A 13,757-nucleotide genomic window follows, 5' to 3' on the forward strand; every position below is an offset into this window, starting at 1 on the left:
GGAATCCGGAGAAGCGCGAAGCGAACGCTTGAACCAAAAGCCGCCGGGATTCGCCCGGCCGCGGCTATCGGGAATCAGTCCGCCGAACGTTCCAATTCGAACGCTTCCGCCACCAGCCGGTACGACTTGAGCCGCGCTTCGAAGTCGTGGATCGACGAGACGATCAGCAGTTCTTCCGAGCCGTATTCTTCGGCCAGTTCAAGCAGGCGGGTCTTGACCGCGTCCGGCGTGCCGACGACCCGGTAGCTGCGGGTGGCTTCGATCTGCTGGCGGTCGTACGGCGTATACGGATAATCCAGCGCGCTCTGCACGGACGGCAGATACGGCAGTTCCATGCCTTTGTACAGCGCCAGGAAGAACAGGTCGGAGCTGGTCGCGAGCCGTTCGGCTTCTTCCTGCGTATCGGCGCAGATCACCGTGATCGCGGCCAGCGAGTGCGGCGAAGGCGACATCAGCGACGGCTCGAAGTTGTCGCGGTAGAAAGAAGTCGCTTCGGCGCCGCCCTGCGTGCCGAAGAACTGCGCGAACGCGTAGGAAGCGCCGGTCTGCGCGGCCAGGCGGGCGGTACCGCCGCTCGAACCGAGCAGCCACAGCTCGGGCACGGTATCAACGGACGGCGACACGGAGAGGCCGGCGAAGCGATGATCGGCCGGCACGGCGTCGTTCAGGTACGCGATCAGGTCGATGATCTGCTGCGGGTACGGGTCCGCGCTGTGGTAATGGCCTTCCTGGAGCGCGCGGGTGGACAGCGGCCGTCCGCCGGGCGCGCGTCCGACGCCGAGATCGATCCGGTTCGAATAGAGCGCTTCGAGCAGGCGGAAGTTCTCCGCGACTTTATACGCGCTGTAATGCGGCAGCATAATGCCGCCCGAACCGACGCGGATGCGGGAGGTGTTCGCGGCCAGATGCGCGATCAGCACCTCGGGGCTGGAATGCGCGAGCGCTTTGGAGCTGTGGTGCTCCGAGACCCAGAAGCGGCTGTAGCCGAGCCGGTCGGCTTCGACGGCGAGCGCGGTCGTCGCCTGCAGCGCTTCGCGCGGGCCGGAACCTTCCGTAATATTCGATTGATCGAGAATGCCGAGCTTCAGCATATTTATATTCTCCTCTCGGAAGCGACACCCCTGGGGGATGTTCCGGATATTGACAAAGCGGGAGCCGGAAGTGCTCCGGCGTCTTCTTCATCGTACCAGACTTGGAGGGTGGTCGTCAAAAAGATAACGAACTATAAAAAGTATAGTTAAAAAAGAGACAAGCCGTTTTATCCGCCGGCCGAAATTGCATCGAAATTCCGCCGGCCAGCAACTATTTGCCCGCCGGCCGGTATATATTACTTGAAGGGTGCTGCCCGGCGGAAGTGCGGACAGGCATTCGGCAAGCCAAGCAGGAGACAGGGGGAAGTCTGACAAGATGAAGAACCAATGGAAGAAAGCCGGCACACTGAGCCGCGCCGCGCTCGGCGCGGGGCTGCTGCTGGCGCTGACGGCGGGAACGGTTCAACCGGCGCTGGCGGCTGGGAGTGCGGCCACGGCGGCGCAAACGAAGATCACCGCCGAAGTGGACGGACAAACGGCGCTCTGGCAGGACAAAGCTTATCTGTACCGCTCGCTGACCTACGTTCCGGTGCGAGAAGGCGCGGTTTCGCTCGGCGGCGCCGTCAAATGGGACAAGAAGCTCGGAGCCGCCACCGTTACGATGAACGGCGACGAGATCGTGTACCGGCCGGGCACGGATATCGTCAGCGTCAACGGATTCGAATTGAAGATGCCGGGCGCGACGCGCAATGTGGCCGGCGTTCTGACCGTGCCGCTGCGCGGATTCACCGAACCGTTCAAAGCGAATATCAAGCTGAGCAAATCCGCGGACGGCATCCGGCTCGCTTTGACGACCGACAGCGACACGCAGATCGGGACCGGTCTGGAAGATGTGGACGATTATTTGAAAAAAGAACATTTCTCCGGCAGCGTGCTGGTCGCCAAAGACGGCGAAGTGCTGATGCGCAAAGCCTACGGCCTGGCTTCCGATACCACGCTCGTGCGCCCGACGCAGAAAATGCGGCTCGGCTCGCTGACCAAAGCGTTTACGGCGGCTTCGATCCTCAAGCTGCAAGAAGACGGCAAGCTGAGCGTCGACGATACGCTGGCGCAGCATATCCCGGATTATCCGCGCGGCGACGAGATCACGCTGGCGATGCTGCTCTCGCACACGTCCGGCATCGCGCTGAACTTCCCGCGCGTGGAAGGCACGCCGCTGTCCGAGACGGTGAAAGAAATCGAGGCGAGCAAGCTGAAGTTTGTTCCCGGCACGGATTATATGTACAGCAACAGCGGCTATGTGCTGCTGGCTTATATCGTCGAGCAGACGTCGGGCATGAGCTACGCCGATTTCGTCCAGAGCCGGATTCTGGACCCGCTCGGCATGGAAAACAGCGGGACTGCGACCCGCCAGACCCCTACGCCGACGAGCTATGCTTACGACTTGCAAAGTCTGACCTGGAGCAAAGTCGGCTATTATTTCTCGCCTGCGGGCACCGGAAGCCTGTATTCGACGCTCGACGATATGCTGACCTGGGCGCAGGGTCTGAGCGCGGGCAAAGTGTTGAGCGAAGAAACGATGGAGCGGATGTATACGCCGACGCCGTACAAAAATTACGGGTTCGGCTGGATGACGGAGGGCGAAGGCGCGGATAAAGTCGTCTTCCACAACGGCGGCGGGGACGGCTATACCACCGGCATCCGGCGCGGCCTCGGCGACGGAACGGTCGTCGTGCTGCTGGGCAATCTCGGCGGCCTCGACACGAACGCCATGACGGCGAAGATCCGCGAACTGGCGTTTTAGGATCGATCGTGTGACCGAAACGGCAAAAAAGCCTCCGCGAAAAACGGAGGCTTCTCAGAGTGTCGAGAAACGATTGGATGTCAACCTAAATAGGTAGATTCGATTGGAATGAAAGATCGGGGAAAGAGCTGGAGAACTAAAGCGATTGGCAAGGCGAATCTGAAATAGATGCGCATATACCCTTATTCCGGCTTGATCTTGCGTTTTCGATAAAATAACTGCGCTCATACACTTATTTCGAGCTTTTCCGCTTCGATTCGGCTTTTGGCTCCCGAATAATTGCACCTGCGCCGCTATTTGAAGAAATCGAAGCATTTTGCTCCAAATAAGTGCACCTGCGCCGCTATTTGAAGAAATCGAAGCATTTTGCTCCAAATAAGTGTACCTGCGTCGCTATTTTCCGTTTGGAACCCTACCCGGCGTTCTCGACACCCTGAGCCTCCGCGGGAAGCGGAGGCTTTTTGCCGTGCGTTACAGCGGCGCCATAAAGTCCCGGTCCGGCTTGGGGATTTCTTTGGCGGCGGTTACGGTGTGATTGCCGAGCGGGGCGTCCGTGACTTTTTTCGACCGCAGCAGCGCTTTGAACATCGGCGCAATCAGCGAGGCGGCCTTCAATTCAGTTCAGGCCGTGCTCGGCGGCGTAAGCGCCCCAGTGCGGGCGCGCGCCGTCCGCGTCGGTAAAGCCGTAGCGGTCCGACAGCTCCCAGGAGCTGAGCGCGCGTCCGCTTAAAGTAAAGACGTCGGGATCGGCGGCGAGAGCGGCGGCCGCTCGGCCGACGAAAGCGGGCGTCTCCGACGCGATAAAAGTCGGCTCGATCTTCGCCCCGTCCCGCCAGTTGGCTTCGGTTACGCCGAAGTGGTCCAGCATCGCTTCGGACCGCAGAAATCCGGGCGTCAGCGCGATCGCCGCGACTCCGTGCGGCTTGAGTTCTTCGGCCATCGCCGCCGCCAGATGGATCGCGGCGATCTTCGCCAGGCTGTAATACACATTGCCCCGGAAGCGGTAATCGCAGCCGTCCGTAATCTCAAGCACCAGGCCGCCGGGGCGGTCCAGCATGAGCGGCAGCAGATGATGCGACGTGATCAGGTGCGTATCCACGGAGCGCCGCTGAATCCGCAGTCCGTCTTCGAGCGAATGCTCCCACAGTTTCTCGCCCCATCGGGTCAGCGGATCGCCGCCCCAGATATCGTTGACGAGAATATCGAGGCCGCCCCGCTCCGCCTTGACGCGTTCCGCGAGATCCTGCACCTGTCCGGAATCGGAATGGTCCGTTCGGACGGCGACGGCCGTTCCGCCGAGCGCTTCGATCTGTTCGGCCGTGTCTTCGATCGTTTCCGGGCGGTCCATATCCGACCCGCTGTGCCTCGTCGTTCGTCCGGTCACGTAGACATGCGCGCCCAGCGCGCCGAGTTCGCGCGCGATTCCCCGCCCCGCGCCTCGGGTCGCGCCCGCGACCAGCGCCGTTTTGCCTGCCAGTGGACTATCGTTCATCGTTTACAGCCTCCTTGGAAAGATAAGGATAAGTTGCTCCTTCGGCCAATATAAGCCATAATAGATGACAACCTTTGTCTTATTTCACAAAAAAAATCGGGAGGGCCGGAATGAGAGCCGATCGACTGCTGAAGATCGTCCTGCTGCTGCAAAGCCGGGGACGGATGACGACGAGCGAGCTGGCGGACGAGCTGGAGGTCACGCGGCGCACGGTCAGCCGCGATATGGAAGCGCTCGGACAGGCGGGACTGCCGGTCGAAGCGCTTCGCGGCCGCGGAGGCGGCTGGAGCCTGATGGACGGTTACCGGAGCGGATTGACCGCAATGACGCCGCAGGAAACGGCCGCGCTGATGATCCGGGCTTCGGCGGGACCCTTGCGAGACCTGGGGCTGGAAGAATCGTACGAGTCCGCGCGCCGCAAGCTTCAGGCGGCTTATCCCGGATCCGACCGGCGCGACGCCGCGTTTCTGCGCAGCCGGCTGCTGATCGACGAAGCGGGCTGGCATGGAAGCGCGCCCGACGTGCCGGAAGCGCTGGCGGTGTGCCAGGAAGCGGTGTGGGACGTGTGCCTGCTGCGCTTCGCATACGGCGGAGACGGCGGCGGTCCGGCCCGCGAGCGCACGGTGCGCCCGCTCGGGCTGGTCGTCAAGCGCGGCGTCTGGTATCTGATTGCGCGCGACGAAGGCGCAGACAAGACGTTTCGGGTATCGAAGCTCGGCAATCCGCGCAAGCTGGAGGAGACGTTCGATTATCCGGAAGCGTTCGATCTCGCCGCCTGTTGGGCTGCTTCGCTGGCTTCTTTTACGTCGCGCCTGCCGCATTACGAAGCGGAGCTGCTGCTGCCGGAGACGGAACTGCCCGCGTTCAAGCGCGAGCGCTATGTGCGGGTGCTGCGCGAGCAGAGCCGGGGCGACGGAACGGCGCGCGTCCGCGCCGATCTTGCGACGCCGGAGTTCGCGCTGCGGTTCGTGCTCGGCTTCGGGGCTTCCGTGCGCGTACTGGAGCCGGGGGAGCTGGCCGGAGCGGTGGCGGAAGAAGCCGGACGCCTGGCGCGGCTGTATAAGAATTCGTAAACGGCGGGCCCCGTAGCCCGGACGGCTTCATCGCAGTATCCGATATATATTCGACGGCCGTTATGCATACCGCGCGGCGGCGCGCCGGCCGGGCAGAAGGAAGGACGGAGAAAACATGATTTTGCACAAGGGAGAAATTCTGTTCCGCCAGGGCGACGACGGGAAATACCTGTACCGCGTCCACAGCGGGCTGTTCAAAGTAACGCGGCTGCACGAAAACGGGAATATTATTTTGTTCAACGTATTCTATGCCGGGGAAGTGGTGCCGCATCATTCGCTGATCAGTCCGAAAGAAACGCACGGGACCGCCACGGCGCTCGTGCGCAGCGAAGTGGAGCCGATCCTTGCGGCCGACTGGTATCGCAGTCTGGAAGAAGATCCGAAGAAAGCGCTGGAGATCGCGCTGCTGCTGCAGGAAAAAGTGCGGTTTATGCAGCAGCGCATCGACCATCTGACCGCGGGCACCCCGGGGGAACGCTTGAGTTTGCTCCAGCATTGGATGTCGTCGTATACGTACGGACAGCCGCTGACCGATCTGCTGACGCAGGAAGAAATCGGCCAGCTGATCGGGCTGCGCCGCGAGACGGTCAACCGTCTGCTGCGCGCGTCCAAAGAAGAATAGATTTTGCCGAAAAGCTCCAATTTTTACACGCTTATTACAGGTTTCTTACACCCCGTTATCGATTTGAAGACGGTTTTATGGTATAATGGTTTAAAAAGGTGACTTCGCTGGGTAAGTATTTCTCAGCCTCACCACTCAATTACAGAAAGGATCAGGATACCATGAGTCCCCGAAGGAGTATTCCCCAAAGGACAATCTGGAAACGTTACGATCTCTCCTATACTTAGCGCCTTTCGTAGAAGTTTGTCGGATTAACGGACATGACAAACGCTGCGAAAGGAAGGTATCATTCATGCGAAGGATGAACTCCTCGCGATACTTTTTTCCGCTTCGCAGACGGTTGTCGAAGATGACAACAAATGCGAAAACGAGGAGAGCATCGTATGAGGACCAAAGGAAAAAGGATGAAGCGGTCCGCGCAGGCGGCCGCGATTTTAACGGGCACGTTCGTAATGGCATTCGCGTATTATCACATTAATTTTCAAAACCATCTTTCGGAAGGCGGTTTTGTCGGCCTCTCGCTGCTCGGCGAGTATGCGTTCGGGCTTCCGCCCGCGCTGACGATCCTGCTGCTCGATATTCCGTTCATGCTGCTGTTCGCCCTGCGCAAAGGGTGGAGAGGGATGGGACCGGCGGCGCTGGCCGCGGGCTCGTTCACGGCATTCTACGCCGTCATCGAACGGTTCTCGACGCTGAACTTCGATCTGCACGGACAGCTCTGGCTGGCGGCTCTGCTGTCGGGCGTGCTGACGGGCATCGGAGGAGGTCTGGTGCTTCGCTGCGGCGGAGCGACGGGCGGAGACGACTGCGCCGCAATCTGGCTGCATGAGAAAAGTGGGCTGAAGATCGGTACGGTATTCATCCTGATGGATGCGTGCGTGCTGCTGCTGTCGCTTCTGTATCTGCCGCTCGCCGAGACGCTGTATACGGTTGCCGCCGTTTGCGTCGGAGGCAAAGTGATTACCTGGACGGTCGAACCGCAAATTCTGCGCCGCAGTTTCGGATCGATCGCGCATGTGTTCACTTCGTCGAAACGTCATGCCGCGCCGGAAGTACAGGTGTTGAATAGAGTATAAGACTTGAGATCCGAATGAGGCGACTTGTCTCCGCTTGAGCGAGACAGGCTGCCGGCCGCCGCAAAGCGAGCGGCGTTCGGTCAAGCGTTTGAAAAAACCGTTCCGATTTTCTCCGACTTTGGAGGAAGCCGAAACGGTTTTTTTGTCGTATGAGAGCAGGCGAAAACAGCGAGAGAAACAGGAATTCCGGGAAAACGAAAATAAAAAAAACGGCGGAAACGCGAGGTTCCGCCGGCCGGAGAATGCGGGGCATCATATAAGCTTGATGAACGTTTATTTCGACGACGATTGCAGTTTGCCGTCCGCGTCGTGCACAAACACATGCACATCGCGGCCGTCGGCTTCCTTGTGCGCGGCTTTGAGCGCTTCGTCTTTGCGGTCATGCGTCGACAGCGGTTTGTCTTTGTGCTCTTCTTTTACCGCCCAGCCGTCTTCGTGCGGCACGACATGCAGCGCGCGGCGCACGGACGACTGCCCGCCGCTGCCGCTTTGCGAATTCGAACCGCCCGAATGCGAATGCGAGTCTTTCAAATGCGAAGACTTGGAATCGCGATCGCCGCCCGACGATTTCCCGCCGTGCTCCGGATGGTTCTCGGCCCATTCTTCCGCCTGCGAAGTCGCGATTGCGATCGCCCGGCCTTCTTCGTAGCCGTCGCCAAGCAGCGCGTTGGCGATCTCGATCGCTTTATTGCGCACGCGGGCATCCAGATTCTTCATGGACTGCGGATAATCCTGCTTGTTCCAGGGCATGACAATCCCTCCTGTTGAATAGTGGTTGCGGCTTCGGGGCTGCGCGGCCTGCGCTGGTTCTGTAAAGCGGCAGACGGGCCCGGCCCCTGCTTGTGTATTAATTACCTACCCGGTTCGGGAGCGCTTCAAGCAGCAGGCGAGCCGCCGCGGCCGCTCAGCGAACGGTCGAGCAGCACTGCGCCGAGCGCGGCGGCGGTGGTCAGCCCGCCGGCCAGAAACAGCGTGCCCGGCCCGAAGCCGATCAGCGCGCCGGCGATCGCCGTGCCCGCCGATCCGGCGGCCGTCTTGAGTCCGGCCATGGCGGCAAAAGCCTGGGCGCGGATGGCGTCCGGCGAATAAGCGGACCGTACGGCCAGCGTGGCCGTCATCAGCGGGGCGTTGACCGCCCCGGCCAGCAGCAGCGCCGCGAACAGGAAGCCGTACGAAGGAGCCAACGCGCACAGCGCGAAGCAGACCGCCGCGGCCGCGGTAAAGTCGCGCATCCGGTTCTCCGGGTTGCCGCGCAGCGGCCTCAGCACCAGCAGCAGCGAGCCGGCCAGATTGCCGAGCCCGAAAGCGGTCACCAGAAAGCCGCCGCCGGCAGCGCCGGCCGCCGTCCGCTCGGCGAAGGCGACGGCCAGCACGGAGATTGCGCCGCCGGGCAGCGCCGCGGCCATCGTCAGCAGCGTGGTCCGGCGCAGCGGACCGATCTTCGCCAGCGACAGCATGACGCCGGCTTCGCGTCCGGCGGCGCCCCTCGCCCGCGCCGCTTCGCGCGGCTCAAGCGGCGGAACGGGCAGCATCCGCAGAACAACGGCGGATGCAAGCGCGCTCGCGGACAGCCCCGCGAGCGCCGCGCCGGGGCCGAACACCGCGGCGGCCCCGGCGACGGCCGCCGGCCCGAGCGTGCCGCCGATGCCGTAGGTCAGGGCGTCCCAGCCCTCGGCGCGGCGGCGTTTGTGTTCGGGCCCCGGCGTCAGCGGGGCGAGAATGCTGCTCAGGCCGCCGGTCAGCAGCGGCCCGCAGAATCCCGCCGCCGCGGCCAGCGCCAGCGAGACCGCGAAGGGCACGCGGCCGAAGCTCAGCGCGGCCGCGAGAATAAGCGCGCCGTACAGCACGGCGGCGCAGGCAAGCACCGTCCGTCTGTCGCGCGCGCCGTCCAGCGCGCGTGCCGACAGCGGACCGAGCACATGCGGCGCCGTCAGCGCCGCGGCCATCAGCGCGCCGGCGGACGGCGCCGCGCCGCTCTGCGCGGCGAGCAGCACAAAGCCGACCGCCGCCGCGGCGTCGGCGCCGCGCGACAGCACGGCCGCCGATACATAGCGGACGAGCGGCGGCCGCGCCGCAGGGTCTTCGCCGCGCTTGTCGGGAGCGTTCGGCTGCGAACGGGAGCTGGTTTTTTGCCGCGACATGATGGTTCCTCCTCGGCTTCGAATCGTTCTGCGTCAAGTAAAGGCGTCCGTAAAAGGCTTCGAAAAGCCGGACGGTTAACGACCATTACCCGTCTGCGCCGCGTTTAACCGTTCTTCAGCCGGCAGGCAAGGGTTTTTCAAATTTGAAACTTCCTGCTATGATAAAAACCATGGTCCGCAGAGCGGACGCGTTATCGATATTCGATGAAAAACCGGAAACGGAAGGAGCCCCATTCATGAAAGTGACCCTTATTGCCGGGAGCAATCGCGAACAGGCGAGCAGTACGCGATTGACCCGTTACCTGGCCAAACTGCTGGACGAGCAGGGATTCGAAACCGAAGTATTCAGCTTGTACGAGCACCAGCTTCCGCTGTACGGACCGGGAGAAGCCTACGGACACGAAGAAGTGCTGAAGCTGTCCCGGGCGGTCAAGTCGGCCGGAGCGGTCGTGCTGTCGACGCCGGAATACCATTCGTCGATCTCGGGCGTGCTCAAGAACGCGCTGGATTTCCTGAACAGCGAATATTTCGAAGGCAAGCCGGTGCTGTGCGCCAGCTCCGCCGGCGGAGCGGTGGGCGTGTCTTCGCTCGGCGATCTGCAGGCGATCGTGCGCAATCTGCACGGCCTGAACTGCCCGGAATGGATCTCGATCGGCGGCGATCAGCGCCACTTCGGCGAGAACGGGGAGCCGCTGGACCAGGCGACCGAGCTGCGCATCCGTAAAGCCGTCGATACGTTCGTGCACCTGATCCGGCGCATTTACGGCTGAGCTTCGACATGAAAAAAAAGAACCTTCATGCCGCTTCCGCGGCAGTGAAGGTTCTTTCGTGTTGATTGGAATCCCGGATATGAATCTGTAAGCGGCCGTCCGGCAGCGGCTTACGCCTGCGCGAACAGGGTCCGGTATTCGCCGTAGCCTTCTTCTTGAAGCTTTTCTTTCGGCACGAAGCGCAGCGCCGCGGAATTGATGCAGTAGCGCAGGCCGTCCGGGCCCGGGCCGTCGTCGAATACGTGGCCGAGGTGGGAGTCCGCTTCCTTGCTGCGCACTTCGGTGCGGATCATGAAGTGGGTCAGGTCGGTTTTTTCCTTGACGTGGTAATCGCGGATCGGCCGGGTGAAGCTCGGCCAGCCGCAGCCGGAATCGTATTTGTCGCGCGAACTGAACAGCGGTTCGCCGGAGACGATATCGACATAGATGCCTTCGCCGTGATGATCCCAGAATTCGTTGTGGAACGCCGGCTCGGTGCCGTTGTTCTGCGTCACATTGTACTGCATATCGCTCAGGCGCTGTTTCAGTTCGTTTTTATCGACTGTTTTTTTCCAGTGTTCTTCGATAAACGCTTCGCGGCCGGACGCTTTTTTGTACCGTTTGTAGTGGGAAGGGTTCTTTTTATGATAATCCTGGTGGTACTCTTCGGCTTCGTAGAACGTTTCGGCCGGACGGATCGGCGTAACGATCGGCTTGTCGAAGCGTCCGCTTTCGCCGAGCGCTTTCTTGGAAGCTTCCGCCTTGATGCGCTGCTCTTCGTTATGGTAGAAGATCGCCGTTTCGTACGAAGAGCCGCGGTCGTGGAACTGTCCGCCGGCGTCGGTCGGGTCGACCTGCTGCCAGAACAGCTCAAGCAGTTTGTCGTAAGGGAAAATGTCCGGGTTGTAGGTGATCTGGACCGCTTCGACGTGACCCGTGGTTTCCGAGCACACTTCTTTGTAAGTCGGGTTCGCGGTGTGTCCGCCGGTGTAGCCGGACACGACTTTGACAATGCCGGGCAGCTCGTCGAACGGTGTAACCATACACCAGAAGCAGCCTCCCGCAAACGTCGCTTTTTCGGTCATGGAAGATGGATAGTCGGCCATGGATAATCCCTCCGTATATTTATTTGAGTCGATTATTTGATGCGCAATTAATTGACTTACCCTTTAAATTATACACGATTTTACCGGTTAAGCCAAGGGTTTCCCGTTTTTTCGTTTCAATAAAAGGTAAATTAAATTGCAAATGTTCTACTCGTCAGTAAACGTTCCGCCGCCCGCCGAATCAGAAAGCGGCTTACTTTCATCGGCGACAGATGCCGTCGATCGGCTTTTGCCAAGAAGAGCCGGGCGGCGTATACTCGAAAAGGAAAGCGGGGGAGCGAAATGAAAAGTACGGCACCGATCGGCGGCGCGGAGAACAGTCCGCAGTCCGTCAAAAGGGTGGCGCTCGTCGGAATCGGCGGCATCGCCCGGAAAGTTTATTTGCCGCTGCTGTCGGGTCATCCGCGCGCGGAGATCGTCGGCGTTGTCAGCCGGAGCGAAAGCAGCGTTCGCGAAGCGGCGGCGCGGTACCGGATTCCGAACGCTTCGACGGAGCTCGGCGATCTGCTTCGCTGGGAGCCGGACGCGGTGTTCGTGCACAGCGCGACGGCGGCGCATTACGAGATCGTGACAAAGTGCCTGGAAGCGGGGCTGCCGGTCTACGCCGACAAACCGCTGTCTACCGATCCGGGCGAAAGCGCGGCGATGGCGGCCAAAGCGGAAAAGAAAGGACTGCTGCTCGCGGCCGGCTTCAATCGCCGCTTCGCCCCGCTGTACGTCGAGGCGAAAGCATGGATCGAAGAAGCCGGCGGCTTCGCCCAGGTCCATGCGGCCAAACACCGGACTTCGCCTCAGAACGCGTCCGCAAGAGACACGGTCTACGACGACCTGATTCATATGCTCGACCTGCTGCTGTGGCTGTCCGGCGGCGACAGCCGCCTGCTGTCGAACACGCTGGACACCGACCGTGAGCGGCGGATGCTCGGCGCGTTCGGCGCGCTTCGCCTCGGCGGGGCGGCCGGCAGCTATGCGATGACGCGTTCGGCGGGCCGGGATTCCGAACGGCTGGAGCTGCACGGCAGCGGCCGGACGGCGGTGGTGGACGATCTGGAGCGGGCCGTATTTACGGCAGCCGGCGGCAGGCCGGAAGAACGCGGCTTCGGCGGCTGGGACACGGTGCTCAAGCGCCGGGGCTTCGAAGGCGTCGTCGAGCATTTTCTGGACTGTCTGGACGATCCCCAGCGGTGTACGGTGAGAGCCGACCTGGTGCTGGGATCGCACGAGCTGGCGGAAAGGGCCGCCCGATCTTTTTGAAAAAAGTTTTTGAAGAAAGAAAGGAGGAAGGCAACGATGAGCGATTACGATGACAACCGGGACGCGGATTACGACCGCTACGAGAGCGCCGAAGGACGCCGCGAGATCGAGAAGGAAACGCAGGAGAAGATCGTGGAGGTCTACCGGCAGGAAGAAGACATGATGATTCTCGTGTATGCGCAGTGGTGCGTCAACAACGATCTCGACCCCGCGGAACTGTACGCCAGCGCGTATCCCGAACAGCTTGCCAACGAGCGCCTGGAGCGGGTGCTCAAGCTGGTCGTCTCCAAAGAAGAAGCCGGCGATATCACCGATGATACGCTGCTCGGCGTGCTGTCGATGTTCGGCAACGAAGATCTGGGCATGGTCGTGGCCGAAGCGATCGAAGAACGGGAGAAAGCCAAGCGCCGCAAATAAGCAAAAACCCGCACGAACGCCGGACATCGGCGCTTGCGCGGGTTTTCTTTTTGAACGGAAAAAAGCAATCGGCCCGCCGCGACGCTACATCTTCTCCTGCCGCGTATGCCGGAACTCTTTCGGCGACATGCCGAATTTGCTGCGGAACACCCGGTGGAAATACGTATAATTGGCGAAACCGGACGTCTCGGCGACCTGCTCAAGCGGCATCGGGCTGAACACGATGCGTTCCTTCGCCATATCGAGCCGGACTTCGAGCGCGTACTGCATAATGCTCATATCGAACGTTTCTTTAAAAAGATGCACGCAGCGCGAAACGCTCGTATCGACGTAGGCGGCCACGTCCTCCAGCTTGAACAGCGAAGACGCGTTTTCCTCGATATACTGTTTGATGCGGTGGGCGAGAAACGTTTTGCCGGAAGAAATCGGCTGCTCGCTGAGCAGGCGGTCGGTCTCCAGACACAGAATCCGCAGATAATAATCCGAAATGCGCGGATCGGGATTGGAAATTCGGCGCTGCTCGATCACGATCTGGCGGAACAAGCCGAGCAGCCCTTCGCTGAGCGGAATGCTGAGCTTGGTCGGCCGCCGGCGCTCGTTCCACCAGCGGTCGATCCAGGCTCCCCCGAAAAAGATATGATAATCGCCGCTTTCCATCGGACGTTCGTCGCTTTCCGAACGCGATGGCGGGAAAATCTTCAACTCGTAAGCTTCGGCCGGCCCGTAAAGCAGCAGGTCCCCGGCTTCGATGCGCTGGATGCGTCCGTCGATGAGCGCTTCGGACGTGCCTTCCGTTTGCAGGCGAAACAGGTAGCTGCCGAGGCGGTCGGTCCGCTGGTGAAAAGGTGATCGATGGAAGGAAAATCCTGCGGTGAAAACCTGGCAGGAAGGTTCGGTCGTCTGCATGTCGGCGGCTCCTTGAAAAGAAAAATAAAATAATGACCAGATTGTTCATGTTTCGATTATATTCTTCATTTTAATACAAAACGATT

Annotated in this window: 14 protein-coding genes; 7 read left to right on the forward strand and 7 right to left on the reverse strand. The window is 60.9% G+C overall.

Annotation, left to right across the window (positions count from 1 at the left end):
• Positions 1 to 74: 74 nt before the first annotated feature.
• Positions 75 to 1,091, reverse strand: a complete 1,017-nt coding sequence (locus tag QWJ34_RS06915; protein WP_302726379.1) for an LLM class flavin-dependent oxidoreductase — start codon at positions 1,089 to 1,091, stop codon at positions 75 to 77.
• A gap of 316 nt (positions 1,092 to 1,407) precedes the next feature.
• On the opposite strand from QWJ34_RS06915, the gene QWJ34_RS06920 reads away from it, so the two are divergent.
• Entirely contained in the window at positions 1,408 to 2,835 is a 1,428-nt protein-coding gene (locus QWJ34_RS06920; RefSeq protein WP_302726381.1) for a serine hydrolase domain-containing protein, read from the forward strand.
• A 471-nt stretch (positions 2,836 to 3,306) separates the two neighbouring features.
• Here QWJ34_RS06920 and QWJ34_RS06925 read toward each other — a convergent pair whose 3' ends face one another.
• Both QWJ34_RS06925 and QWJ34_RS06930 read right to left on the reverse strand, forming a co-directional pair.
• Positions 3,307 to 3,450 (reverse strand): hypothetical protein, encoded by a 144-nt coding sequence (locus QWJ34_RS06925; RefSeq protein ID WP_302726382.1) that lies wholly within the window; start codon positions 3,448 to 3,450, stop codon positions 3,307 to 3,309.
• A gap of 1 nt (position 3,451) precedes the next feature.
• Positions 3,452 to 4,327: an SDR family oxidoreductase gene (locus QWJ34_RS06930; protein WP_302726383.1), complete on the reverse strand. Its 876-nt coding sequence runs from the start codon at positions 4,325 to 4,327 to the stop codon at positions 3,452 to 3,454.
• A gap of 110 nt (positions 4,328 to 4,437) precedes the next feature.
• On the opposite strand from QWJ34_RS06930, the gene QWJ34_RS06935 reads away from it, so the two are divergent.
• From QWJ34_RS06935 to QWJ34_RS06945, 3 genes are all read left to right on the forward strand, one after another.
• Positions 4,438 to 5,400 (forward strand): helix-turn-helix transcriptional regulator, encoded by a 963-nt coding sequence (locus QWJ34_RS06935; protein WP_302726384.1) that lies wholly within the window; start codon positions 4,438 to 4,440, stop codon positions 5,398 to 5,400.
• A gap of 115 nt (positions 5,401 to 5,515) precedes the next feature.
• The gene (locus QWJ34_RS06940; protein WP_302726385.1) at positions 5,516 to 6,022 is read left to right on the forward strand and encodes a Crp/Fnr family transcriptional regulator; all 507 of its coding nucleotides are present in this window, start codon (positions 5,516 to 5,518) and stop codon (positions 6,020 to 6,022) included.
• 383 nt (positions 6,023 to 6,405) lie between these two features.
• A complete protein-coding gene (locus QWJ34_RS06945; protein ID WP_302726387.1) occupies positions 6,406 to 7,098 on the forward strand; it encodes a YitT family protein in 693 nt (230 codons plus the stop codon).
• A gap of 273 nt (positions 7,099 to 7,371) precedes the next feature.
• Here the strand turns inward: QWJ34_RS06945 and QWJ34_RS06950 are convergent, their stop codons facing one another.
• Both QWJ34_RS06950 and QWJ34_RS06955 read right to left on the reverse strand, forming a co-directional pair.
• The gene (locus tag QWJ34_RS06950; RefSeq protein ID WP_302726389.1) at positions 7,372 to 7,848 is read right to left on the reverse strand and encodes a DUF2188 domain-containing protein; all 477 of its coding nucleotides are present in this window, start codon (positions 7,846 to 7,848) and stop codon (positions 7,372 to 7,374) included.
• A 125-nt stretch (positions 7,849 to 7,973) separates the two neighbouring features.
• Positions 7,974 to 9,239 carry an MFS transporter gene (locus QWJ34_RS06955; RefSeq protein ID WP_302726390.1) on the reverse strand — a complete coding sequence of 422 codons (1,266 nt, stop codon included), beginning with the start codon at positions 9,237 to 9,239 and terminating at the stop codon, positions 7,974 to 7,976.
• 236 nt (positions 9,240 to 9,475) lie between these two features.
• Here QWJ34_RS06955 and QWJ34_RS06960 point away from each other — a divergent pair, with 236 nt between their 5' ends.
• Positions 9,476 to 10,009 carry an NADPH-dependent FMN reductase gene (locus QWJ34_RS06960; protein WP_302726391.1) on the forward strand — a complete coding sequence of 178 codons (534 nt, stop codon included), beginning with the start codon at positions 9,476 to 9,478 and terminating at the stop codon, positions 10,007 to 10,009.
• 110 nt (positions 10,010 to 10,119) lie between these two features.
• Here the strand turns inward: QWJ34_RS06960 and msrA are convergent, their stop codons facing one another.
• Positions 10,120 to 11,094 (reverse strand): peptide-methionine (S)-S-oxide reductase MsrA, encoded by a 975-nt coding sequence (gene msrA, locus QWJ34_RS06965; protein ID WP_302726392.1) that lies wholly within the window; start codon positions 11,092 to 11,094, stop codon positions 10,120 to 10,122.
• A 282-nt stretch (positions 11,095 to 11,376) separates the two neighbouring features.
• Here msrA and QWJ34_RS06970 point away from each other — a divergent pair, with 282 nt between their 5' ends.
• Entirely contained in the window at positions 11,377 to 12,348 is a 972-nt protein-coding gene (locus QWJ34_RS06970; protein WP_302726393.1) for a Gfo/Idh/MocA family protein, read from the forward strand.
• Between the two features lie 36 nt (positions 12,349 to 12,384).
• On the forward strand, positions 12,385 to 12,765 hold the full coding sequence (locus QWJ34_RS06975; RefSeq protein ID WP_302726394.1) for a hypothetical protein: 381 nt from the start codon (positions 12,385 to 12,387) through the stop codon (positions 12,763 to 12,765).
• An 84-nt stretch (positions 12,766 to 12,849) separates the two neighbouring features.
• Here QWJ34_RS06975 and QWJ34_RS06980 read toward each other — a convergent pair whose 3' ends face one another.
• The gene (locus tag QWJ34_RS06980; RefSeq protein ID WP_302726396.1) at positions 12,850 to 13,671 is read right to left on the reverse strand and encodes an AraC family transcriptional regulator; all 822 of its coding nucleotides are present in this window, start codon (positions 13,669 to 13,671) and stop codon (positions 12,850 to 12,852) included.
• Between the last annotated feature and the right edge of the window lie 86 nt (positions 13,672 to 13,757).

The organism is Saccharibacillus sp. CPCC 101409 (assembly GCF_030518235.1).
Taxonomy (GTDB): Bacteria; Bacillota; Bacilli; order Paenibacillales; family Paenibacillaceae; genus Saccharibacillus.

Coding starts and splice junctions, on each gene's coding strand:
- QWJ34_RS06915 (WP_302726379.1), bottom strand. CDS start 1,091: ATGCTGAAGCTCGGCATTCTCGATCAATCGAATATTACGGAAGGTTCC.
- QWJ34_RS06920 (WP_302726381.1), top strand. CDS start 1,408: ATGAAGAACCAATGGAAGAAAGCCGGCACACTGAGCCGCGCCGCGCTC.
- QWJ34_RS06930 (WP_302726383.1), bottom strand. CDS start 4,327: ATGAACGATAGTCCACTGGCAGGCAAAACGGCGCTGGTCGCGGGCGCG.
- QWJ34_RS06935 (WP_302726384.1), top strand. CDS start 4,438: ATGAGAGCCGATCGACTGCTGAAGATCGTCCTGCTGCTGCAAAGCCGG.
- QWJ34_RS06940 (WP_302726385.1), top strand. CDS start 5,516: ATGATTTTGCACAAGGGAGAAATTCTGTTCCGCCAGGGCGACGACGGG.
- QWJ34_RS06945 (WP_302726387.1), top strand. CDS start 6,406: ATGAGGACCAAAGGAAAAAGGATGAAGCGGTCCGCGCAGGCGGCCGCG.
- QWJ34_RS06950 (WP_302726389.1), bottom strand. CDS start 7,848: ATGCCCTGGAACAAGCAGGATTATCCGCAGTCCATGAAGAATCTGGAT.
- QWJ34_RS06955 (WP_302726390.1), bottom strand. CDS start 9,239: ATGTCGCGGCAAAAAACCAGCTCCCGTTCGCAGCCGAACGCTCCCGAC.
- QWJ34_RS06960 (WP_302726391.1), top strand. CDS start 9,476: ATGAAAGTGACCCTTATTGCCGGGAGCAATCGCGAACAGGCGAGCAGT.
- msrA (WP_302726392.1), bottom strand. CDS start 11,094: ATGGCCGACTATCCATCTTCCATGACCGAAAAAGCGACGTTTGCGGGA.
- QWJ34_RS06970 (WP_302726393.1), top strand. CDS start 11,377: ATGAAAAGTACGGCACCGATCGGCGGCGCGGAGAACAGTCCGCAGTCC.
- QWJ34_RS06975 (WP_302726394.1), top strand. CDS start 12,385: ATGAGCGATTACGATGACAACCGGGACGCGGATTACGACCGCTACGAG.
- QWJ34_RS06980 (WP_302726396.1), bottom strand. CDS start 13,671: ATGCAGACGACCGAACCTTCCTGCCAGGTTTTCACCGCAGGATTTTCC.